This window comes from Gammaproteobacteria bacterium, assembly GCA_009838035.1.
In the GTDB taxonomy this organism is placed as follows: domain Bacteria; phylum Pseudomonadota; class Gammaproteobacteria; order Steroidobacterales; family Foliamicaceae; genus Foliamicus.
Genome location: VXSK01000003.1, coordinates 1 through 21,560 on the forward strand (window position 1 = coordinate 1; position 21,560 = coordinate 21,560).

Below are 21,560 nucleotides of genomic sequence, written 5' to 3' on the forward strand. Positions count from 1 at the left end.
ACCCAGACCTACACGGTGGTCGTGACGCGGGGGGCGGGCGACATGACCGCGCCGACGGCGACGGGCGCGACAGTCAATGGCGCGACACTGGTCATCTCCTTCAACGAGGCGTTGGCCGCCGCCGCGAACCTCGCCAACGGCGCGTTCACGGTGAAGAAGACCCCGTCGGGGGGTTCGGAGACGACCGTGGCGCTCACCGGCTCTCCCTCGATCAGCGGCGCGACGGTGACGCTGACGCTCGCCACGGCGGTGGTCTCGACCGACGCGGTGACGGTGAGCTACACCCCGCCGACATCAGGCACGGCCAACAGGCTCCAGGATGCCGCCGGCAACGAGGTGGCGTCCTTCGCCGACCAAGCGGTGACCAACAACACGGCCGCGGCGCTCGGAGCCTGGTTCCAGAACGTGCCCGACGAGCATGATGGGTCGAGCGTGTTCAACCTCGAACTCGCGTTCTCCGAGGCGGTGTTCGACGGCACCGAGTCGTTCGACAAGAACCAGGCGATCCAGGATGCCCTCCAGCTGACCGGCGGCACGTTCCGGGGCAGACGACGTGCCGTCCAGGGCTCTTACGATCGGTGGATACTGAGGATCGAGCCTTCCGGCGATGACGACGTGACGGTGAGTCTCCCGGCGACGACCGGCAGCTGCGGTACCGCAGGGGCGATCTGTACGCCGGACGGCCGTCCGCTGTCGGCCCCTGCTTCGGCGACGATCGAGGGTCCGGCGGCGGAGGTACCCGACGCACCGTCGGCGCCGACGCTGACGGCCGGGGAGACGTGGCTCGACGTGTCGTGGACCGCGCCAGCGGACAACGGCTCAGCGATCACGGGCTATGACGTCCACTACCGCGAGACGGGCGGCAACTGGCAGGACGCGGGCCACACCGGCACGGGCACGACAAAACGCATCACCGGTCTCACCGCCGATACGGCCTACGAGGTGCGCGTGCGGGCGTCGAATTCTGAGGGAGCGGGGGACTGGTCGCCGGCGGCGTCCGGGCGGACCGACGCGGCGGCCGAGGCGCCGGACGCGCCTTCGGCGCCGACGCTGACGGCCGGGGAGACGTGGCTTGAGGCGTCGTGGACGGCGCCCGCGGACAACGGCGCGGTGATCACCGGCTATGACGTGCACTACCGCGAAACGGGCGGTAACTGGACGGACGCGAACCACTCCGGCACGACCACCACGAAGCGGATCGAGAGCCTGACCCCGGACACGGCCTACGAGGTGCGCGTGCGCGCTTCGAATTCCGAGGGCGCGGGGGACTGGTCTCCGGCGGCGACCAGGCGGACGGAGGTAGCTGCCGAGGCGCCGGATGCGCCTTCGGCGCCGACGCTGACGGCCGGGGAAACGTGGCTCGACGTGTCGTGGACGGCACCGGACGACAACGGCGCGGCGATCACCGGCTATGACGTGCACTACCGCGAGACGGGGGGCAACTGGGCGAGCGCGAACCACACCGGCACGGGCACGACAAAACGCATCACCGGGCTCACCGCCGACACGGCCTACGAGGTGCGCGTGCGGGCGTCGAACGCCGAGGGCACGGGCGACTGGTCGCCGTCGGCATCCGGCCGCACGGACGCCGCGAACGGAACTGCCGACGGTGACGTACGCCTGGTCAACGGCAGCACGGAACAAGAAGGTCGCGTGGAGATCTTCCACGACGGCGAGTGGGGCACGGTTTGCGACGACCGCTTCGTCTCGGAAGACGCGGAGGTGGTGTGCCGGCAGCTCGGCTACACGGGTGGCGAGGTGCACACCCGGGCGGCGTTCGGCGCGGGCACCGGGACGATCTGGATGGACGACGTGCGCTGCGCGGGCACGGAGTCGCGGCTGGCCGATTGCTCGTTCAGGGGCTGGGGAATAAACAATTGTCGCCATTCGGAGGATGTCGGCGTGTCGTGCGGGCCGGCTGCGAGCATGTCGCTTCAGAGTGCGACGGTGTCCGGGGCGGCTCTGACGCTGCACTTCGACCGGGCGCTGGACGGCGGCTCGGCGCCGGCGTCGGGCGACTTCATGGTCGCGGCGAACTCTTCGACCGGCGCGGCGGCGGTCGCGGTCGAATCGGTCGCCGTGGCCGGCGGCGATGCGGTGCTGACCCTGTCGCGAACCCTCGAGCCTTGGGAGCGCGTGTCGGTCAGCTACCTGCCGGCGCCGATGCACCCGCTGCAGGACACTTCATACAATCCGGCACCGGCGCTGATAGGCCATCCCGTGCGGCACGTAACGGAGACGGAGTCTCGGGAGGCCGTCCCGACGGAGTCGCCGGCGCAGTCGATGCCGGCGCAGCCGATGCCCGCGGCCGGCTTCGCGCGCGGGCAGAAAATCGAGGTGCTGCACCTGCCGTCGCGCGGCCTGGTGGACGTGTGGCCGCTGGCGGCCATGGTGGACCTGGAGGTGCTGGACCTCGACAACAACGCCGTGAGCGACGTCACCGCGCTCGGGAGTCTCGAGAACCTGCGCGTGCTCGACCTGTCGGGCAACGGCGTCTCCGACCTGTGGCCGCTGGCGGCCATTGCAGACCTGGAGGTGCTGGACCTCGGCGACAACACCATCGGAGACATCACCGCGCTCGGGAGTCTCGAGCACCTGCGCGTACTCGACCTGTCAGGCAATGCCATCTCCGATCTGTGGCCACTTTCGGGACTGACGGCGCTGCGCCGGCTGGACCTGTCGGGGAACCGGGTGGCGGACCTGCGGCCGCTGTCGGAACTGCGCCACCTCGAGGTGCTGGTGCTGAACGGCAACGAGGTCTCGGACCTGGCGCCGTTTTGGGCCCTGCAGAAACTCGCGCACCTGGGCCTGGGGAACAACCGGGTGAGGGACGCCTCCCCGCTGCGGGAAGCGCGATCGCTTAAGCGGCTTGACCTCGCGGACAACCGGTTGCGCGACATCTGGATGCTCGGCGACCTGGAGAAGCTCGTGTGGCTGCGTGTTTCCGGGAATCCCATCGCGGACTTCTCCCCGCTCCAACGGCTGCCGGCCGTGCGCTGGCTCGTGCTCGACACCGCGGCGTCGAGCACGAACGCGGTGGGCCGGCGCTACGGCGAGCCGGTACCGCTGTTTCCTGTCAAGACCACGGACTGATTATAATATTTAATAATATCAGAGTATTATAACTATAACTTGACGGAGAGGGTGGGATTCGAACCCACGATACGGTATGACCGTATACCTGATCTCCAATCAGGCGCCTTCGTCCACTCGGCCACCTCTCCGGCAATGCGCCATTATCGCGCTTGGCTGCCCGTTGCCAGCCACGGGCTGCTAGGGCTGTTCGATCCGCGGAGGTTCTTCCAGGCAGGAACCGTTGTTCCGCCGCGCCTGGCCCTCAAGTATCTCGCCTTCGGGAATTTCGAGATTGCCGAAAGCCTGGGGCGTCTCCAGTCCCTCGGGCGCAGTCATCGGGTTGGCGGCTTCGGCGACCAGGTACTCCTGCGGCATCTCGCACGGGGGCGTGCCGCCGCCGAACACGCCACCCACCACGCCGCAACCCTGCAAGACCAGGGCAAGCGCGGCCAGCCCAGCCGCTGGCGCCAGCTTGCTCATGACGACACTCCCGCCAGGTCCAGAGCAGCCTGCACATGTGCACGATGCGGCTCCGATAGCTCGGTGAGCGGAAGCCGGATGCCGGACCCGATCCTGTTCATGCGATTCAGGGCCCATTTCACGGGAATGGGGTTGGATTCCACGAACAAGGCGTCATGCAATGCGGCGAGGGGTGCGTCGCGTTCCGCGGCGCGCGCGGAATCTCCGGCCAGCGCGGCGCCGCACATGTCCGCCATGGCCCGGGGCGCAACATTGGCGGTTACAGAAATCACCCCGTCACCGCCGGCCAGCATGAAGTCCCTCGCCGTCGCATCATCACCGCTGTACAAGGAAAACCTCTCTCCGCAAAGCGCTCTCAAGCGTCCTACCCGTTCGACCTCGCCGGTCGCTTCCTTCAAGGCCCCGATCCGGGGATGTTCCGCCAGGCGGCCCACCGTCTCGGGCAACAGGTCCACCGCTGTCCTGACCGGCACATTGTAGAGGATCAGGGGCTGCTCGACGGCGTCTGCAATCGCCGTGAAATGCCGGAGCATGCCTTCCTGGGTAGGCTTGTTGTAGTACGGCGTAACGACCAGGTAGGCGACGATGTCCGCACCGGCCACGGCCTGCGACAGGGCGATCGTCTGCGCCGTGGAATTGGATCCGGTGCCGGCCACGACCGGAATCCTGCCGCCGGCCCGCCCGGCGACGTAGCGAATCAGGTCCGCGTGCTCGTCATGGGTCAGCGTTGCCGATTCGCCCGTGGTTCCGGCCACGACGAGTGCGGCAGTGCCTGAATCCGCGTGCCAGTCGATCAGCCGGTCCACGGCCGGATAATCCACGGCGCCCGCGGCGTCCATGGGCGTCACCAGGGCTACGAGGCTTCCGCGCATAACGGCGCGGCATTTTATCGCTCCCGCGTGTAAGCTAGCCGCAACATGGAAAAATTACTGGCGATATCGGCCCTGGGCCCGCAGGAAGAGGCGTCCGCGCGCGAACTCAGCGAAGTGGTCAGCGAGGCGGGCGGAGACATCCGGGACGCGCGCATGACCCAACTGGGAAACAGCTTCGGCGCCCTGCTGCTGGTCAACGGCAACTGGCATGCAATGAACAAGGTGCGCACGGCGCTGGAGCGCTATGCCAAGCGCACCGGCTGCGAGATTTCCGTCAGCGAAACGGCCTCGCGGGAGCCGGAGGCGCCCGCGGCTCCCTATCACGTGGAGGCCGTGGCGCTGGAACGGGACAACCTCGTGCTGGCGCTGGTGAGTTTCTTTGCCCGGCGCGAACTGTCCGTCGCCGAGGTCCACGCCCGGCGCTACAATGCTCCAAGTACCGGCGCGGCCATGCTGGCGGTGCGCATTGAGGTGCATGTGCCGCGCGAGGTGGGCATTGCCGTGCTGCGCGAAGACTTTCATGATTTCTGCGACAAGAACAACCTGGACGCGGTCATCGAACCGATACACGGCTAGGCGGCAATGGAGGATCCGCAAGGAGGACCAGAATGAGCACGACTGAAGTGGGCGCGCCGGCGCCGGATTTCGATTCCGCCAGCACCGCGGGCGACCGGCAAACGCTGGGCGATCTCAAGGGCAGCAGACTGGTGCTTTACTTCTACCCCAAGGACAACACCCCCGGGTGCACGCTGGAAGGACAGAATTTTCGCGATATGCACGACGAGTTCACGGCCGCCAATGCCGTCATACTGGGCGTTTCGCGCGAGTCCATTCGTTCGCACGACAACTTTCGCGCCAAGCAGGACTTTCCTTTCCACCTGCTGTCGGACCCGGAGGAAACGCTGTGCAAGGCCTATGACGTGATCAAGGAAAAGAGCATGTACGGACGCAAGTACATGGGTATCGAACGCAGCACCTTCCTGATTGACGAAGAGGGCGTGTTGCGGCGCGAGTGGCGAAAGGTGAAGGTTAAGGGACACGCCGAGGAAGTGCTGGAGGCAGTCCGCAAATTGTGAACGCCCCTCCGCCAGCGAGACCGCTGATGCGCGCAACCAGCGCAGCGCTCATGCTGGCCTTTACCTTGCAGACCCTGCCGGCGGGCGCGCAGATGCAAGGCGGCGCGGAATTGCCCGACATGGGCAGCCCAGCCGACACGGTGCTGACGCGCGAACAGGAGCGGGCCATCGCGCTGAGCGTCATCGAGCAGTTCCGCAGCGCCGGCCGGCTCGTGACCGACCCGGAGATCAACGAGTACGTGACCGGCCTGGGCCGGCGGCTGGCCTACCGGGCGCAGAACGGCGACCACCAGTTCCACTTTTTCGTTGTCAAGGCCCAATCCATCAACGCGTTCGCGTTGCCGGGGGGCTACATCGGCGTGCACACGGGCCTGATCGACGCGACCGCCAACGAGAGCGAATTGGCCGGAGTTCTGGCGCACGAGATCGCCCATGTGACCCAGAATCACATTTCGCGGCAGATTCAGGCCATGCGCGGGACCTCGATCATGACCATGGCCACGATGCTCGCGGCACTGCTGGTGGGCGGTTTGATGGGCGGCGGCGGCGACTTCATGCAGGGGGCGCTGATGGCCGGCACCGGCATGGCGCAGCAGCAGCAGATCAATTTCACCCGGGCGCACGAACACGAGGCCGACCGGATCGGCATCGGCACGCTCTACGCCGCCGGTTTCGATCCCCGCGGCCTGCCCGCTTTCTTCGAGACGATGTCGCGTGCGGAATCGCTTTCCGCCAGGGCCATACCGGAAATCCTTCGCACGCATCCCGTCAATGTCAACCGCATGGCCGAGGCGCGCGCTCGGATCACACCGGACATGATGCGCAACGTCGACAACAGCCTCAGCTACTACCTGGCCCGCGCCCAGGCCCGGCTGCTGGGGAGCGACAGCCCGGAAGAGGCCATGCGGCATTTTCGCTCGCAACCGCTCACCGAGACCGAGGCGGATGTCGGAAGGTTCTACGGTCAAGGCCTGGCCCTTCTGGATATGGGACGCGCCGATGAGGCAATGGCTGTTCTGAATAACCTGCTGGCGGACTATCCGGATTCCATCCCGTTAAGGATCGCAATTGCAAGAACCCACGCGGTTGCGGGAGACGGCCGCACGGCACGGCGTATTTTCGAAGAGGCGCTGGCGCTGTTTCCCGGCAACCTGAGCCTGGGGCATCGCTATGCGGAAGTCCTGCTGGCCGAGGGACAGGCGCCGCTCGCCCGCGAGCTGCTGATGGGCTATCTGCTGGACGACAAGCTCGATCTCGAGACCATGCGGCTGCTGGCCCAGGCCAGCGGGGAATCGGGCCGGACGGCCGATGCGCACTACTACATGGCCGAGCACCATCTCATGCGCCGCAACCTGAATGGCGCGCACACCCAGCTTCAGCTCGCCCTGAAGGCCGCCGAGCATGCCGACGAGGTGCGGCGCAGCCGTATCGAGGCGCGCCTGGAGCAGGTGGAGATGATGGCCGAGGACGGCGGCAGGCGCCAAAGCAGGGACGAGGAATCCGATGAGGAATCGTCGGAACAGAGGGGATAGAGGGGGGATACCGACTATGGCGAATCGACTACGGGAATGGTGGACCTTGCAGCCCGAGGAGGAGCGGCAAAGCGCCGACAACCCGCTGACGCCGCTCAGCGACGCGCAACGGCGCAATACGCTGCCGCTGCTGACGCTGGCCTTCGGATGGGGTTTCCTGGTGACCGGCCTGCTGACCGGCGGCGCCCTCGGTAAAGGCATGAGCTTCTGGCCCGATGCGGTCCAGGCGTCCTTTTACGGCAACCTCGCCAACTTCGCGATCGGGGCGGTCGTGGGCTACATGGGCTACAAGACCGCCTGTAACAGCGGCCTCTTGTACCGGCTGGTCTACGGACGCTTCGGCGCCTATATTCCGGTGCTGTTCATCGCCCTTTTGACCATCGGCTGGCAGGGCATCGTGGTGGGGGCATTCGGCTTCGCCTGGGCACAGGACTTCGACAGCACCACCTTTTACGTCGTCGCACTGCTCGCGGGTCTGCTCTTCACCGCGACGACCTATTTTGGCGTCAAGGCGCTGGAATGGGTCAGCGTGCCTTCGGTGGTGGTGCTTGTGGCGGTCGGACTGTATTCGATCGACCTCAACGTCGGCCAGGCCGGCGGCTGGGACGCCTTCCTCGCGCTATCGGCCGACAAGGCCGCGAATTCGGAATCGCCCTTGAGCGTGCTCAACGGGGTCAACGTCGTTATCGGCTCGTGGATCGTCGGCGCGGTGGTAATGGCGGAATACACCCGTTTCGCCAAGCGCGCCTGGGTGGCCATCGCCATACCGTTCATCGTTCTGATCATCGCGCAGTGGTTCCTGCAGATCGTCGGTGCGCTGGGCGGCGTCGTGTATGGCGGCGACGGCGATTTCACTTCCTACCTGCGTGAACAGGCCGGATTCATCGCCTGGCTGGGCGTTATCGGAATGAGCGTCGCGCTGTGGACCACCGGCGATGCGAACCTCTACCTCCCGGTCATCCAGACTTCGAGCATCATGCGCCGGCCGCGCCGAGTCATGACGGTGATCTGCGGGCTGCTGGGGACCATACTGGGGCTGGGTATCTACCAGCAGTTCCTGTTCTGGATCGGCGCGCTGGCGATCTGGGTTCCGCCCCTGATCGGTCCGGTAATCGCGCACTACTACTTCGTGGCCCGCGGAAAAATGGACGCGGGCGAGGATGCACGCCTGCCGGTCGTCAACTGGGCTGCGCTGTTCGCTTACCCGCTGGGACTGCTGAGCTATTACTACGCGCCCGAATGGCTGGTGCCGGCGCTCTCGGGCCTGGCCGGCTCGATGGTGGCGTACCTGGTCCTGTATTACCTGGTACCGCCGCTGCGCGGCCTCGCGAAAGCCTGATCCTCGGGAGCGAGGACGTCTCGTCCTCATGGAGGACGGGACTACCTCCTTCCGGTCAGGCAGCTTCCAGTTCCGGTCGGTAGTCGCCGGTGCGGGCCAGGCCGTTGAGCCGGGCGCGCTCGCCGAAGGCCCGTTGCGCATCGCCCAACTGGTCCGCCCTGCCCTGCCACGCCGTCAGCGCCGGCGCCTGCAGCGCGCGACCGTACGAGAAGGACACCTGCCAGGGGTGCGGTCCCCGCGCGTTCATGGCGCTCAGGTGCGCCGTTGCCTCTTCCGCCGACTGCCCGCCGGACAGAAAAGCGATGCCCGGTACCGCCGCCGGCACATGCGCCTTCAGCACTCGCAGGGTGGCCTCCGCCACCTCCTCCACCCCGGCCTGCGCCGGACACTCGTTGCCGGATACGACCATGTTCGGCTTCAGCACGATGCCTTCCAGTTCCACCCGGTGCCGCTCCAGCTCATCGAAGGTCTGGTCGAGCACCGCGCCGGTCACCTGCTCGCAGCGCGATATGGGGTGCGGTCCGTCCATCAGCACTTCCGGCTCCACGATCGGCACCAGGCCGGCCTCCTGGCATAGCGCCGCATAGCGTGCCAGCGCATGGGCATTGGCGTGCACGCAGCAATCGCTGGGCGCGCCCTCGCCGATGGCGATCACCGCCCGCCACTTGGCGAACTGCGCCCCCAGGCTTCGATACTCGGCGAGACGATCGCGCAAACCGTCCAGCCCTTCCGTCACCTTCTCTCCCGGGCAGCCGGCCAGCGGCTTGGCGCCCTTGTCCACCTTGATTCCCGGAATCATGCCGCGGCCCGCCAGGTATTGAGGTATAGGTTCGCCGTCCGGCATGGTCTGCCTGAGGGTCTCGTCGAACAGGATCACGCCGCTGATGTACTGGTCGGCTTCCGGTGCGGCAAACAGCATGGCGCGGTAGTCGCGGCGTAGCGGCTCGGTCGATTCCACCCCGATGCCCGCAAAGCGCTTTCCGATCGTTGGAGTGCTTTCGTCGGCCGCCAGGATGCCCTTGCCGGGCGCCACCATGGCCTGTGCGGTTTCGGCCAAATTCGCGTTCGTCATCTGTGAATCTCCCAAGGTCCGGACACTTGTGGCGTGTAGTGTATTCCTTACCCGAAGAAGCCGCCACCTGGCCGTCGGGTGAGCGATTATCCCGGCCTGGGGAAGTCGTCCTGAACCGACTTCGAACGCGCGCTGGCCCGTTTCATGAGCACGGTGAATCCCTCCTGTTCGAATTGGCGGTCGCTGGTGAGAATCTCCGTGATCGATTGAGCCTCCATGACGTTCATCGACACGCAATCCTGGAGACTGTAGCTCTTGTCGGTACGCGCCGCGTAGCGATCAAGCGCCTTGCGAAACGACTCCCTGGACTGCGGCATGACCCGCACTCTGGGATTGTTTTGCAGCTCCCGCACGCTGCGAACGGCGCTCAGACGAACCTCTGGCCCTCCCCTGGACGCACTGGCAAGGAACTCGGTCAGGACTTCGTCGGTGGTGACGATATTGACTGATCCCAACTGCCGCAGCGCAAACCGGGCCGCCGAGCGCCATTGATCGCGCGGCCGGAATACGGCTACCCAATAGGCCGTGTCAGCGAAAACGGTCTTCATTCGCGGTAGCGGTCCACGCCGTACAGATACTCGTCAAGCCGGTCGATCAGGTCGTCGGGCAGGTTTGCCCATTCCTCGTCCGGAACGTCCTTGGTCGCTTCCGCAAATAGCTTGTCCATTTCCTCAAGAGTTATGCCGCGGCCATGCATCTCCCCCTCCATGAGGTGTTGTGCCGCTTCGTCGATCTGGCCGGGATTGGCCACGAACCATCCATCTCCCGGGGCCTCGTCAAGCTGTTGCCCACGTTCTGTGAACCACGCTTGCAGCAGCGCCTCCCGCCTGCGTGCTTCGGCATCGTCGGCGCAACCCAGCCTCAGCAGGTAGCGGGGCCGTTCCGGAAGGTTTTCGTGAAAGTCGCGCAACTGGCCCTTGAATCCTTCGGTTCCGGCCCTGCCGATTCTTATCGGCCAGCGACCGTCTCGGGTAGCCCCATATCCAGGCATGCACCAGGCGTACACTTCACAAGGGCCCGCACCGATTTCACGTTCGGGAGTCGGCGCGTAATCCATGGGAGCATCGCGCACAGGAGACCCCCCAACACCCGTACTGCGGTATTGCGTCGTGTCTCTCTCACGGCCAAGGAACCGGTAGCGCCCCCGCGTTTCTCGGCGAAACGGGCTGGCGCGCGTCAGGAGCCACTTCTTCAATACGGTAGCCACGGCGGCATTGGTCGTGCCGGAAGCCCCGCCACGCCGTACAAATTCCTTTCGCAGCGTTTCGCTGATTTCGATACGCCTGTACAGCCGGCCCGGCTCGAACAGCCCGCTTCTGCGGCACAACTCGCGGGCCGCGGCAGCCCCAAAAGAGTCCTTGATCAAATCGTCTAATAGGTCCATTATTGCCTTTCTTTCCCCATAAAGGCACTTATGGCCCCATATTATTGCATAAGGGCCCGTAGTTAACGTCCCGCAGGTCATCTCCGGGAGCCGCAGGTTCCGGCTGGTATAACTGCGGTTATACTTCACGTATGAAGACTGCTATTTCCATTCAGGATGAAATTTTCGAGGCGGCCGAGGAAACTGCTCGAGAATTACGTATTTCCCGCAGCGAACTGTACGCCAGGGCTGTGCGCGAGTTCCTGGCGCGCCACTCCCGTGCGAACGTAACGGGGCGGCTCAATCGGATCTATGGGGACAACGCCCAAGCCTCCACACTGGACGCAGGATTGGCCGAATTGCAATTCCGATCGCTTGACAGCGAGAAATGGAAGTAAGGCGCGGTGAGATCTGGTGGGCGCATCTTGGTGTTCCCGCCGGCGCCGAACCCGGCTACCGGCGACCCGTCCTGATTGTCCAGGCCGATGCATTCAACCGCAGCCGCATACAAACCGTAGTAGCAGCAGCCGTCACATCCAACCTGAATCTGGCCGAGGCTCCCGGCAACGTACGGCTGAGCAAGCGCGCGGGTTTGCTTCCGGCGGACTCTGTGGTGAACGTCTCGCAAATTGTCACACTGGACCGCCAGTTTCTGCAAGAACGCGCGGGTCGTGTTGCGCAAAGCGTCCTTCGCAGAGTAGAAGATGGTTTGCGGCTTGTGCTTTCTCTCCAATAAGCCGTGTCAACGAAAGGAATTTCAGCTATTGAGTTCATTTTGGACTAAAATAGTCCTGATTGGATTTGGAGCGCACGAAGATGCTCAGAGTCAGCAGGCTTACGGACTACGGGACCATGATTCTCGGCTGCCTGGCGCAGGCCGAGGGCCGGTCGCTTTCGGCAAAGAAAATTGCCGCGGCCACCCGGCTGAGGTTGCCGACTGCGCAGAAGCTTCTCAAGCAACTGGCGGGACGAGGCCTGGTGCGCTCCGAGCGCGGCGCCCTGGGCGGTTACCGGCTGGCGCGAGCGGCCCGTGACATCAATGCCGTAGAGATACTCGAGGCGCTGGAAGGACCGATGGCGCTCACCGAATGCAGCCATGCGGAAAGCCAGTGCGAGCTGGAATCATTCTGTACCGTGGGCGGCGCCTGGCGGCAGATCAACCGCGCAATTCGCGGCGCGCTGACCGAGGTCACGCTGAGCGACCTGAGGCGGTCCGCTCCCGGCTTCAGGACCCGCACGCTTTCGGCCGACCTCAGCGCGAGGATGGGTCGATGAGCCGCACCGCCGAACGCAACCCGGAAGTGCGGGAACTGCTCGAGCGCAAGTACCGCCACGGCTTCGTCACCGACATCGAATCCGACACCTTGCCCCCGGGGCTGGACGAGGACGTAATCCGGGTGATTTCCGCGCGCAAGGACGAGCCGGAGTTCCTGCTCGACTGGCGTCTCCGGGCCTACCGCTATTGGCGCCAGGCAAAAGAGCCGTGCTGGGCCAAGCTGAACATCCCGCCGATCGATTACCAGGCCATTTCCTATTACTCGGCGCCCGGCCCGGCCAAGGACGCGCCGAAGAGCCTGGACGAAGTCGATCCGCGGCTGCTGGAAACCTACGACAAGCTGGGCATTCCCCTGCATGAGCGGGCCCGGCTGGCGGGCGTCGCGGTGGACGCGGTGTTCGACAGCGTGTCGGTGGCCACCACCTTCAAGAGCCGCCTGGCCGAGGCCGGCGTGATCTTCTGCCCGTTCTCCGAGGCCGTGCGCGAACACCCGGACCTGGTGCGCAAATACCTGGGCAGCGTGGTGCCCTACCGCGACAACTACTTCGCGGCGCTCAACTCGGCCGTGTTCACCGACGGCTCGTTCGTCTACATTCCGAAGAACACGAAATGCCCGATGGAGTTGTCCACCTACTTCCGCATCAACGAGCAGAACACGGGCCAGTTCGAGCGCACCCTGATCATCGCCGACGAAGGCAGCGAAGTCAGCTACCTGGAAGGCTGCACCGCGCCGATGCGCGACGAGAACCAGTTGCACGCCGCAGTCGTGGAACTGGTGGCGCTGAAGGACGCCCGGATCAAGTATTCGACGGTCCAGAACTGGTACCCAGGCGATGAAGAAGGACGCGGCGGGATTTACAACTTCGTGACCAAGCGGGGCGACTGCCGCGGCGACAACTCGGCGATTTCCTGGACCCAGGTGGAAGCGGGCTCGGCGATCACCTGGAAATATCCGAGCTGCATCCTGCGCGGCGACAACTCGACCGGCGAGTTCTACTCGGTGGCCGTGACCAACAACTTCCAGCAGGCCGACACCGGCACGAAGATGATCCACATCGGCCGCAACACCAGCAGCAACATCCTCAGCAAGGGCATTTCCGCCGGCAAGGCGCAGAACACGTACCGCGGCCTCGTGAAAGTGTTCCCGCGGGCCGAGGGCGCGCGCAACTTCACCCAGTGCGACTCGCTGCTGATCGGCCGCGACTGCGGCGCCCACACCTTCCCGCACATGGACATCGCGCATCCGCACGCCGTGGTGGAGCATGAGGCCACCACGTCCCGGATTTCCGAGGACCAGTTGTTCTACTGCCGCCAACGCGGCCTGGACGAGGAGGATGCGGTGAACCTGATCGTGAACGGCTTCTGCAAGCAGGTGTTCAACATGCTGCCGATGGAATTCGCGGTCGAAGCGCAGGCCCTGATGAACGTCAGCCTGGAGGGCGCCATAGGATGAGCGCGCCGCTGCTGGACATCCGCGATCTGAGGGTCTCGGTCGAGAACAAGGAAATCCTCAGCGGGCTTTCGCTTGAAGTCCGAGCCGGCGAAGTGCACGCCATCATGGGGCCGAACGGCGCCGGCAAGAGCACGCTGGCGCAGACGCTGGCGGGCCGCGATGGCTACGAGGTCACGGGCGGCAGCGTATTGCTGGACGGCGAGGACCTGCTGGACATCAACCCCGAAGAACGCGCCTGCAAGGGGCTGTTCCTCGGCTTTCAATACCCGGTGGAAATACCCGGCGTGAGCAATATGTACCTGCTGCGCTCGGCAGTGAACGCGCAGCGCAAGGCGGCGGGCAAGGAAGAAATCAACGCCGCCGCTTTTCTTAAGCAGGCACGCGCGGAGGCGGCCCGGCTGAAACTGAAGCCCGAGCTGCTCAAGCGCGGCGTGAACGAAGGCTTCTCCGGCGGAGAGAAGAAACGCAACGAGATCCTTCAGCTCGCGGTGCTCAAACCGCGCCTGGCGGTACTGGACGAGACCGATTCGGGGCTGGACATCGACGCCCTCAAGATCGTTGCCTCGGGGATCCGCGCGCTGCGCGACGGCCGGCGCGCGTTCGTTCTGATCACCCACTACGAGCGGATCCTGAACCTGGTTTCGCCCGACAGGGTGCACGTGCTGGCCGGTGGAAGCATCGCCCGTTCCGGGGGCGCCGAACTGGTGGGCGAGCTGGAGGCTTCCGGATACGAGCCTTTCCTCAGGGAGGCGGCGTGAGCGGGAAGGCGATGGATATCGTCGTGAAGGCCGGGGAGCGGCGCGCCGAGACCCTGCGCCTGAACCACCGCCCCGATGCTCCGGCGGCGGATGCCCTGCGGATCGTGCTGGAACCGGAAAGCACTCTGGACCTCGAGGAGCTTCACGAGGGCCAGGGCGGCTTTGCCGCACACCTTGAGGTTGACGTTCAAGTAGGCCGGGGCGCCCGAATGCGCCACGTTGCCGTCGTGGACGATTCGGGAGAAGGCCGGATCGAGATAAACCGGCAGGTTCGCCTTGCAGAGGAGGCGCGGCTGCAGTTTGTCCGCGTGGGTTCGGGCGCGAGCCTCGATCGCGAATCCCTGCGAGCCGGCCTGATGGGTCCCCGGTCGCGCTTCCGGCACGGCCATCTGATGATGGCGGACACCGGACGGCGCGCGGAACTGGACCTGGAAATAGCCCACCATGCCCGTCACACCGCGAGCGAGAGCCTGTGCCGCTGCGTTCTGGGCGCGGAGAGCCACGGCGGCTTTGCGGGAAGGATATTGATTCCTCCGGACGTCCAGGGCGCCGACGCGCGGCTGCGGAACGACAATCTCCTGCTCGACGAATCCGCCCGCATGGAAACCCGCCCGGAACTGGAGGTCTACGCCGACGAAGTGCAGTGCGCCCACGGCGCCGCCACCGGCGCGCTGGATGAAGCGGCGCTGTTCTACCTGAGGACCCGCGGGCTGCCGCCGGATCAGGCGCGGGCCATGCTGGTGCAGGCATTCGCATCGTCGATCAGCAACGACATCGAAATGCCCCGGGCGCAGGAAATGGCTGACGGAATGCTCAGCCGCGCGCTTCGGGATCTGGCGCCGCAACGGTTGGCGGCCTGAACTTCATGAGCAGCGCCACCGCCCGCCTCGCCGCAGTCCGGGAGCCGCTGTCGGCGCAGACCCTGCGTGCGGACTTCCCCGGCCTGGCCACGACCGTGCATGGCAAGCCCCTCGCCTACCTGGACAACGCAGCTTCCACCCAGCGGCCGCAGGCGGTCATGGACGCGCTGACCGCCTACGAAGTCGAGATGCACGCCAACGTACACCGGGGAGTGCACGCCCGTTCCGACCGGGCGACCGCGGCCTTCGAGGGAGCGCGCGAACGCGCTCGCGGCTGGCTCAATGCCGCGTCCGCCGACGAGATCGTCTTTACGCGCGGGGCCACCGAGTCCATCAACCTGGTGGCCCGCTGCATGGACTTCCGCATGGATGCGGACTCGGAAATCGTGCTTACGGGCATGGAGCACCACTCCAACATCGTGCCGTGGCAGCAGCTTTGCGAACGCACCGGCGCGAAAATCCGGGTGGCGCCGGTGCTGGACTCGGGCGCACTCGACATGGCCGCTCTCGCCGGGCTGATCGGCGGCAGGACGCGACTCGTGGCGGTAACCCATGTGTCCAATGCCATGGGTGTAATCAATCCGATTGCGGAGATTTGCGAATTGGCGCGGCGCGCAAACGCGCCGATCCTGATCGACGGCGCCCAGGCCGCCGGACATATCCCGCTCGACGTGCAGGAGCTGGGCTGCGACTTCTACGCGCTGTCGGGCCACAAGATGTACGCCCCGACCGGTATCGGCGCGCTCTACGCGCGCAAGCCCTGGCTGGACGAACTGCCGCCGTTTCTGGGCGGTGGCGAGATGATCCTCGAAGTTCGTTTCGACGGCACCACTTACAACGACCCGCCGCACAAGTTCGAGGCCGGCACCCCCAATATTTCCGGGGCCATCGGCCTTGGCGCGGCCATGGACTACCTCGCCGGGCACGGGCTCGAGCGCCTCGCGGCCCTGGAGCACGATTTGCTGGAGCACGCGACGGAGCGTCTGCAGGACGTACCGGGGCTGAAGATTATCGGGACGGCTGCGCCCAAATCGGCGGTCGTGTCGTTCGTGATCGACGGCATTCATCCGCACGACCTGGGCACTATCCTGGACCACGAAGGCGTCGCCATTCGCGCCGGCCACCATTGCGCGATGCCGCTGATGGACCGCTTCGGCGTGCCCGGCACCTCCCGCGCGTCTTTCGCCTTTTACAACACCCACGAAGAGATTGACCGTCTTGCCGCCGGGATCGGGACCGCGCGCAAGCTGCTGGGCCAGGCCTGATGAGCAGCGAACTGCAAAACCTCTACCAGCGCACGGTGCTGGAGCATTGCCGTTCGCCGCGCAATTTCCACGCCATGGACGAGCCCGACCGGGTGGCCGAGGGATTCAATCCCCTGTGCGGCGACAAGGTGACCGTGTACATCCGCACACCGAGGAAGGAAGGCGTCCCGGCCTCCCGCGAGGACGGGACGTCCTCGCTCCCAGTGGTCATCGCCGAGATCAGCTTCGAGGCCGCCGGATGCGCGATCTGCCTGGCTTCGGCGTCGATGATGACCGAATTACTCGATGGCGAGGCTGCGGATCAGGCCAGGCAGCAGGCGGAGAAGGTCCTGGAAGCGTTCAAACCCGGCGTCGAGAACGGGTTGGGCGATCTGGGCGAAATCGTCGCGCTGGGCAGCGTTCGCTCCTACCCTTCGCGGATCCGCTGCGTCACCCTGCCCTGGAAGACCTTTACCGCAGCGCTGGACGACGATCCGAACACCGTGAGCACCGAGTAAATTCCATGTTCGGCGACCAGAGCGAGCCCGTCACCCTGACCCGCGACTGCAGGGCGGTCATCATCCCTGCCGGCGAGGAGGCGCAACTCCACGCCGGACAGCTCGTGTTCATCACCCAGTCGCTGGGCGGCAGCTTCACCGTCTATGTGGACGGCTGGCTGTACCGCATCGCCGGCGTCGACGCCGACGCGCTCGGCAAGAAGCCCGCGGAGCCGCCTGAACTGCCGGCCAACGCCGGCGATTCCGACGTGGAAGCGCTGGTGTGGGAACAGATGAAGACATGCTACGACCCGGAAATCCCGGTCAATATCGTCGACCTGGGCCTGGTCTATTCCTGCGAGGTCAGGCGCCGCGACGACGGCAGGCGGGACGTGGACGTGGAAATGACGCTGACCGCCCCCGGCTGCGGCATGGGTGAAATCCTGGTGGAGGACGTGCGCGAGAAAATCGCCCTGATCCCCACCATCCAGGACGTGGCCGTCGAACTCGTCTTCGACCCGCCCTGGAATCAGAGCATGATGTCCGAAGCCGCCCAACTCGAAGCCGGCCTGATGTAACCCTGCTAGGATAAAGAACGAAATGTGAGGACGCTGAGGAGGGTATATGAAGGAAAGAAAATGGACACGCACGCAGAATCCGGACACAGACAGGGCATAGAGCGAGCTTCAACCAGGAAACGTTCCCCGCTTCGATTCGTAACCGCCGCGAGCCTCTTCGACGGCCACGACGCCGCCATCAATGTCGTACGGCGCCTGCTCCAGGCCGCCGGCGCCGAAGTCATCCACCTCGGCCACAACCGTTCGGTCGAGGAAGTCGTCACCGCGGCCATTCACGAGGACGCGCACGCCATCGCCCTCAGTTCCTATCAGGGCGGCCATCTTGAGTACTTCAAGTATGCGCTGGACATGCTGCGAGAGCGCGGCGCCAGCCACATCCGGGTGTTCGGCGGCGGCGGAGGCGTCATCGTCCCGGAAGAGGTCCGGGAGCTTCACGAATATGGAATAACCCGCATCTACACGCCCGACGACGGCCAGAAGATGGGGCTGAAGGGAATGGTTGCGGACGTGTTCCGCGAGGCGCGCAAGGCCTTGAGGAAAGACAGGTTGCGCGTCCCGATGGATCGGCTGCAGTCCGGCGATTTCGGCGCGCTGAGCCGCGCCATCACCTGCATTGAACGCGGCCTGACGGAATGCGTCGATTGGCCCGAACCCGCCCGCGCCGCTCCCGTTCTGGGCATCACCGGCACGGGAGGGTCCGGCAAGTCCTCGCTTACCGACGAACTGGTGCGCCGCTTCCGTCTCTGCTTCGGGAATCACCTGCGCATCGCGGTCATCGCGGTGGATCCGACCCGCCGCAGGACCGGCGGGGCTCTGCTGGGCGATCGCATACGCATGAACGCGATCGGCCATCCCCACATCTTCATGCGATCGCTGGGCACCCGTGCCTCCGGCCGCGAAATCCCCGCCGCCCTGCCCGAAATCCTCGGGGCCGCCCAACTCGCGGGCTTCGACCTGATCATCGTGGAGACTTCCGGCATCGGCCAGGGCGACGCCGCGATCACGGCCCACGCGGATGCCGGCCTCTACGTCATGACGCCGGAATTCGGCGCGGCGACCCAACTCGAGAAGATCGACATGCTGGATTTCGCCGATATCGTCGCGATCAACAAGTTCGACCGGAAAGGCGCCGCCGACGCGCTGCGGGACGTCCGCAAGCAGATGATCCGGAACCGGGAGGCGTTCGGGACCGATCCGGAAGCGATGCCGGTGTACGGGGCGATCGCCTCGCGGGTCAACGACGACGGAGTGACGGCGCTGTTCCACGGCATCCTGGGCGCGCTCCGGGACAAGGGCTTCAGCGACTCGCTGGATGGCTGGGGCGAGGCGCTGCTTCCCGAGGTTGAGACCAGGTCGCCGTCCCGCTCGGCCGCCGTCATTCCGGGGGCGCGTGTCCGCTACCTGGCCGAAATCGCGGAGACCGTCCGTGCTTATCACGAACGGGTCGGGCATCAGACGACTGTGGCCAGGGAACGGCAGCGGCTTGGCGATGCGATGCGCATGCTGGACGAAGCCGGCGACGACAGCGGCGAGAAAACGGGAAGCAGGCTGAGATCGCTGATCCGGCGGCGCGAAGCCGCGCTGGACGATGAATGTCGGGCGCTGCTGGAGGAATGGCCCGCCGTCCGCGCGGCCTATTCAGGCAAGGAACACCGCCAGGTCACGTCCAGGGGCGAGGTCCGCACTTCGCTGAGCTTCACGACGCTTTCAGGCAACGAAATGCGCAAGGTGGCCCTGCCCCGCTATGGCGACGACGGCGACCTGCTTGGCTGGCTGATGCGCGAGAACCTGCCGGGGCGCTTTCCGTTCACGGCCGGCGTGTTCCCCTTCAAGCGCAGCGGCGAGGAACCCCTGAGAATGTTCGCCGGCGAGGGCGATCCGGCGCGCACGAACCGGCGGTTTCACTACCTGTCGCGGCACTCCGAGGCCAAACGCCTGTCCACGGCCTTCGATTCGGTCACGCTTTACGGGTTCGATCCCGGCCACCGCCCGGACATCTATGGGAAGGTCGGCAATTCCGGCGTTTCCATCGCCACGCTCGAGGACATGAAGGTGCTCTACCGGGGCTTCGAGTTGTGCAACCCGTCGACCTCCGTCTCCATGACCATCAACGGCCCGGCCCCCTCCATCCTCGCAATGTTCCTGAACACCGCGATCGACCAGCAGCTCGATGCGTTCACGGAAGCGAACGGCGGGCCGCCGGACAGGGAAGAAGCCGCGGAAATCAGGGCCGATGCGCTGAAACGCGTGCGCGGGACGGTGCAGGCCGACATTCTCAAGGAGGACCAGGGGCAGAACACCTGCATTTTCTCGACCGAGTTCAGCCTGCGGATGATGGGTGACGTCCAGCAGTACTTCATCCGCAACCAGGTCCGGCATTTCTATTCCGTTTCCATCTCCGGCTACCACATCGCCGAGGCCGGCGCCAATCCCATCAGCCAACTGGCCTTCACGCTGGCCAACGGCTTTACCTACGTGGAGGCTTACCTGGCGCGCGGCATGAAGATCGACGAGTTCGCACCGAATTTCTCGTTCTTCTTCTCCAACGGCATGGACCCGGAGTACTCGGTGCTGGGACGGGTCGCCCGCCGCATCTGGGCCGTCGCCATGCGAGATCGCTACGGCGCCAACGAGCGCAGCCAGAAGCTCAAGTACCACGTGCAGACCTCGGGCCGGTCCCTGCACGCCCAGGAAATCGAGTTCAACGACATCCGCACCACCCTGCAGGCCCTGATCGGCGCCTACGACAACTGCAACAGCCAGCACACCAATGCCTACGACGAGGCTATCACCACGCCCACCGAGGACAGCGTTCGGCGTGCGGTGGCGATACAACTCATCATCAACCGCGAGTGGGGCCTGGCGCGGAGCGAAAACCCGAACCAGGGATCTTTCATCATCGAGGAACTCACGGACCTGGTCGAGGAACAGGTGCTGAGGGAATTCGAACGGCTTTCGGAGCGGGGCGGCGTGCTGGGGGCCATGGAAACCGGCTATCAGCGCGGCCGGATCCAGGACGAATCGCTCGAATACGAGCAGCGCAAGCACGACGGCAGCCTGCCCATCGTCGGAGTCAATACCTTCCTGCGCGAAGCGCCGGGCCAGGCGGACACCACGACGATTCCGCTGGCCCGCTCCACCGGGGAAGAGAAGGAAGGCCAGATTCGCCGACTGGTCGCGTTTCATGAGGCCCACGCCGACGAGGCGCCAGCCATGCTGGACCGCCTGCAGCAGGCCGTATTGGGCGGCGAAAACGTATTCGAAGTCCTGATGGAAGCGGTACGGTGCTGCTCCCTCGGGCAGATTACCGATGCGCTTTTCGAAGTCGGCGGCCAGTACCGCCGCAACATGTAACCCTGGAAGCGCCCCCGCTCCGGGGGTTACGAAGATTGCGCGGCGGCCAGGAACAGGTCGGCGCAGGCTTGCGGCTCGGTCACCATGGCGTCGTGCCCGGTCGCCAGTTCCTCATAGCGCCATTCAGGGTGCTCCTTCGCGAACATCGCGTGGTCCCTTATTCCGCTGAAGGGCATTTCGGGGTCCGTGCAGCGGATGAAGGTCCTGGGCACGCCTTGTTCGCCGCCGTTCTCGAACTTCACCGGTTCCAGCCAGCTCTTCAGCGGGTGCGGAGTCAGCCTTCGGTTCACCCACTTGAGGATTTCCGCGGGCTCGGGCGGAATGCCGTAGAACTCTCCGGAGCGCGCCACGATGTATTTGCCGTCCGGCGCCATGCTCCGGCGGCGCTCGATATCGGCATCCCCCTCGGCTTCGCTCATCTGACGGCGTGAGCCGACCAGGCTTTCGCCATCGCTCAGTACGACCGTGTCCAGGTACACCAGGTGCCGCAGCCGGTCCTTGGCCCGGTCCGCAACACCCGAAACGACGCATCCGCCGTAGGAATGACCCACCAGTACGACACTGTCCAGCTCTTCCCATTCGAGCACGTTGACGATGTCGGTAATGTGCGTCTCCAGCCCGATGCCGGGGTGGAGCAGGTGCGAGCGCTCGCCGCAGCCGGTCAGGGTGGGCGTGTACACGCGATGTCCCTGCCCTTCCAGGATTCCGCGCACGAACTTCCAGCACCAGCC

Annotated in this window: 21 protein-coding genes and 1 tRNA gene; 15 read left to right on the forward strand and 7 right to left on the reverse strand. The window is 65.4% G+C overall.

Going from position 1 to position 21,560, the window contains the following annotated elements; translation table 11 throughout:
• Nucleotides 1-3,093, forward strand: a 3,093-nt coding sequence (locus F4Y72_02575) for a hypothetical protein (GenBank protein MXZ27171.1), incomplete at its 5' end; no start/stop codon positions are given.
• 43 nt (nucleotides 3,094-3,136) lie between these two features.
• Here F4Y72_02575 and F4Y72_02580 read toward each other — a convergent pair.
• The 3 genes from F4Y72_02580 to F4Y72_02590 form a co-directional block, all read right to left on the reverse strand.
• A tRNA-Ser gene (locus F4Y72_02580) sits at nucleotides 3,137-3,224 on the reverse strand.
• 49 nt (nucleotides 3,225-3,273) lie between these two features.
• The gene (locus F4Y72_02585; GenBank protein ID MXZ27172.1) at nucleotides 3,274-3,555 is read right to left on the reverse strand and encodes a hypothetical protein; all 282 of its coding nucleotides are present in this window, start codon (nucleotides 3,553-3,555) and stop codon (nucleotides 3,274-3,276) included.
• On the reverse strand, nucleotides 3,552-4,427 hold the full coding sequence (locus tag F4Y72_02590) for a 4-hydroxy-tetrahydrodipicolinate synthase (GenBank protein MXZ27173.1): 876 nt from the start codon (nucleotides 4,425-4,427) through the stop codon (nucleotides 3,552-3,554). Before F4Y72_02590 ends, F4Y72_02585 begins: the two co-directional genes overlap by 4 nt.
• Nucleotides 4,428-4,472: 45 nt before the next feature.
• Between F4Y72_02590 and F4Y72_02595 the strand changes: the two genes are divergently transcribed.
• Genes F4Y72_02595 through F4Y72_02610 form a run of 4 tightly spaced genes read left to right on the forward strand, consistent with a single transcriptional unit; the run spans nucleotide 4,473 to nucleotide 8,374 of the window.
• Complete coding sequence (locus F4Y72_02595) at nucleotides 4,473-5,003, forward strand: glycine cleavage system protein R (protein MXZ27174.1); 531 nt, start codon at nucleotides 4,473-4,475, stop codon at nucleotides 5,001-5,003.
• 32 nt (nucleotides 5,004-5,035) lie between these two features.
• Nucleotides 5,036-5,503, forward strand: coding sequence for a peroxiredoxin (locus F4Y72_02600; protein ID MXZ27175.1), 468 nt, complete (start codon nucleotides 5,036-5,038; stop codon nucleotides 5,501-5,503).
• A gap of 26 nt (nucleotides 5,504-5,529) precedes the next feature.
• Complete coding sequence (locus F4Y72_02605; protein ID MXZ27176.1) at nucleotides 5,530-7,035, forward strand: M48 family metallopeptidase; 1,506 nt, start codon at nucleotides 5,530-5,532, stop codon at nucleotides 7,033-7,035.
• Nucleotides 7,007-8,374, forward strand: coding sequence for a hypothetical protein (locus F4Y72_02610; protein MXZ27177.1), 1,368 nt, complete (start codon nucleotides 7,007-7,009; stop codon nucleotides 8,372-8,374). Before F4Y72_02605 ends, F4Y72_02610 begins: the two co-directional genes overlap by 29 nt.
• A 55-nt stretch (nucleotides 8,375-8,429) precedes the next feature.
• Here the strand turns inward: F4Y72_02610 and F4Y72_02615 are convergent, their stop codons facing one another.
• The 3 genes from F4Y72_02615 to F4Y72_02625 form a co-directional block, all read right to left on the reverse strand.
• Nucleotides 8,430-9,446: a fructose-bisphosphate aldolase class I gene (locus F4Y72_02615; protein MXZ27178.1), complete on the reverse strand. Its 1,017-nt coding sequence runs from the start codon at nucleotides 9,444-9,446 to the stop codon at nucleotides 8,430-8,432.
• Between the two features lie 86 nt (nucleotides 9,447-9,532).
• A complete protein-coding gene (locus F4Y72_02620) occupies nucleotides 9,533-9,994 on the reverse strand; it encodes a type II toxin-antitoxin system VapC family toxin (GenBank protein MXZ27179.1) in 462 nt (153 codons plus the stop codon).
• A complete protein-coding gene (locus F4Y72_02625) occupies nucleotides 9,991-10,830 on the reverse strand; it encodes a hypothetical protein (protein ID MXZ27180.1) in 840 nt (279 codons plus the stop codon). Before F4Y72_02625 ends, F4Y72_02620 begins: the two co-directional genes overlap by 4 nt.
• Before the next feature lie 131 nt (nucleotides 10,831-10,961).
• On the opposite strand from F4Y72_02625, the gene F4Y72_02630 reads away from it, so the two are divergent.
• The 10 genes from F4Y72_02630 to F4Y72_02675 all read left to right on the forward strand — a co-directional run bounded on the left by F4Y72_02630 (nucleotide 10,962) and on the right by F4Y72_02675 (nucleotide 20,829).
• Entirely contained in the window at nucleotides 10,962-11,207 is a 246-nt protein-coding gene (locus tag F4Y72_02630; protein MXZ27181.1) for a hypothetical protein, read from the forward strand.
• Nucleotides 11,198-11,545, forward strand: a complete 348-nt coding sequence (locus F4Y72_02635; protein ID MXZ27182.1) for a type II toxin-antitoxin system PemK/MazF family toxin — start codon at nucleotides 11,198-11,200, stop codon at nucleotides 11,543-11,545. The genes F4Y72_02630 and F4Y72_02635 overlap by 10 nt, the downstream gene beginning before the upstream one ends.
• A gap of 80 nt (nucleotides 11,546-11,625) precedes the next feature.
• Complete coding sequence (locus F4Y72_02640; GenBank protein ID MXZ27183.1) at nucleotides 11,626-12,084, forward strand: SUF system Fe-S cluster assembly regulator; 459 nt, start codon at nucleotides 11,626-11,628, stop codon at nucleotides 12,082-12,084.
• Nucleotides 12,081-13,538 (forward strand): Fe-S cluster assembly protein SufB, encoded by a 1,458-nt coding sequence (sufB, locus tag F4Y72_02645; protein MXZ27184.1) that lies wholly within the window; start codon nucleotides 12,081-12,083, stop codon nucleotides 13,536-13,538. The genes F4Y72_02640 and sufB overlap by 4 nt, the downstream gene beginning before the upstream one ends.
• An 8-nt stretch (nucleotides 13,539-13,546) precedes the next feature.
• On the forward strand, nucleotides 13,547-14,296 hold the full coding sequence (gene sufC, locus F4Y72_02650; GenBank protein ID MXZ27185.1) for a Fe-S cluster assembly ATPase SufC: 750 nt from the start codon (nucleotides 13,547-13,549) through the stop codon (nucleotides 14,294-14,296).
• Nucleotides 14,293-15,156 (forward strand): hypothetical protein, encoded by an 864-nt coding sequence (locus F4Y72_02655; GenBank protein ID MXZ27186.1) that lies wholly within the window; start codon nucleotides 14,293-14,295, stop codon nucleotides 15,154-15,156. Before sufC ends, F4Y72_02655 begins: the two co-directional genes overlap by 4 nt.
• A gap of 5 nt (nucleotides 15,157-15,161) precedes the next feature.
• Nucleotides 15,162-16,421: a cysteine desulfurase gene (locus F4Y72_02660; protein MXZ27187.1), complete on the forward strand. Its 1,260-nt coding sequence runs from the start codon at nucleotides 15,162-15,164 to the stop codon at nucleotides 16,419-16,421.
• Nucleotides 16,421-16,918 (forward strand): SUF system NifU family Fe-S cluster assembly protein, encoded by a 498-nt coding sequence (locus tag F4Y72_02665; protein MXZ27188.1) that lies wholly within the window; start codon nucleotides 16,421-16,423, stop codon nucleotides 16,916-16,918. Before F4Y72_02660 ends, F4Y72_02665 begins: the two co-directional genes overlap by 1 nt.
• Before the next feature lie 5 nt (nucleotides 16,919-16,923).
• Complete coding sequence (gene sufT / locus F4Y72_02670) at nucleotides 16,924-17,475, forward strand: putative Fe-S cluster assembly protein SufT (protein ID MXZ27189.1); 552 nt, start codon at nucleotides 16,924-16,926, stop codon at nucleotides 17,473-17,475.
• Nucleotides 17,476-17,535: 60 nt separating this feature from the next.
• Complete coding sequence (locus tag F4Y72_02675) at nucleotides 17,536-20,829, forward strand: methylmalonyl-CoA mutase family protein (protein ID MXZ27190.1); 3,294 nt, start codon at nucleotides 17,536-17,538, stop codon at nucleotides 20,827-20,829.
• Nucleotides 20,830-20,855: 26 nt separating this feature from the next.
• Here the strand turns inward: F4Y72_02675 and F4Y72_02680 are convergent.
• A partial coding sequence (locus F4Y72_02680; GenBank protein MXZ27191.1) for an alpha/beta hydrolase occupies nucleotides 20,856-21,560 on the reverse strand: 705 nt, incomplete at its 5' end.

Coding starts and splice junctions, on each gene's coding strand:
- F4Y72_02585 (MXZ27172.1), bottom strand. CDS start 3,555: ATGAGCAAGCTGGCGCCAGCGGCTGGGCTGGCCGCGCTTGCCCTGGTC.
- F4Y72_02590 (MXZ27173.1), bottom strand. CDS start 4,427: ATGCGCGGAAGCCTCGTAGCCCTGGTGACGCCCATGGACGCCGCGGGC.
- F4Y72_02595 (MXZ27174.1), top strand. CDS start 4,473: ATGGAAAAATTACTGGCGATATCGGCCCTGGGCCCGCAGGAAGAGGCG.
- F4Y72_02600 (MXZ27175.1), top strand. CDS start 5,036: ATGAGCACGACTGAAGTGGGCGCGCCGGCGCCGGATTTCGATTCCGCC.
- F4Y72_02605 (MXZ27176.1), top strand. CDS start 5,530: ATGCGCGCAACCAGCGCAGCGCTCATGCTGGCCTTTACCTTGCAGACC.
- F4Y72_02610 (MXZ27177.1), top strand. CDS start 7,007: ATGAGGAATCGTCGGAACAGAGGGGATAGAGGGGGGATACCGACTATG.
- F4Y72_02615 (MXZ27178.1), bottom strand. CDS start 9,446: ATGACGAACGCGAATTTGGCCGAAACCGCACAGGCCATGGTGGCGCCC.
- F4Y72_02620 (MXZ27179.1), bottom strand. CDS start 9,994: ATGAAGACCGTTTTCGCTGACACGGCCTATTGGGTAGCCGTATTCCGG.
- F4Y72_02625 (MXZ27180.1), bottom strand. CDS start 10,830: ATGGACCTATTAGACGATTTGATCAAGGACTCTTTTGGGGCTGCCGCG.
- F4Y72_02630 (MXZ27181.1), top strand. CDS start 10,962: ATGAAGACTGCTATTTCCATTCAGGATGAAATTTTCGAGGCGGCCGAG.
- F4Y72_02635 (MXZ27182.1), top strand. CDS start 11,198: ATGGAAGTAAGGCGCGGTGAGATCTGGTGGGCGCATCTTGGTGTTCCC.
- F4Y72_02640 (MXZ27183.1), top strand. CDS start 11,626: ATGCTCAGAGTCAGCAGGCTTACGGACTACGGGACCATGATTCTCGGC.
- sufB (MXZ27184.1), top strand. CDS start 12,081: ATGAGCCGCACCGCCGAACGCAACCCGGAAGTGCGGGAACTGCTCGAG.
- F4Y72_02660 (MXZ27187.1), top strand. CDS start 15,162: ATGAGCAGCGCCACCGCCCGCCTCGCCGCAGTCCGGGAGCCGCTGTCG.
- F4Y72_02665 (MXZ27188.1), top strand. CDS start 16,421: ATGAGCAGCGAACTGCAAAACCTCTACCAGCGCACGGTGCTGGAGCAT.
- sufT (MXZ27189.1), top strand. CDS start 16,924: ATGTTCGGCGACCAGAGCGAGCCCGTCACCCTGACCCGCGACTGCAGG.
- F4Y72_02675 (MXZ27190.1), top strand. CDS start 17,536: ATGGACACGCACGCAGAATCCGGACACAGACAGGGCATAGAGCGAGCT.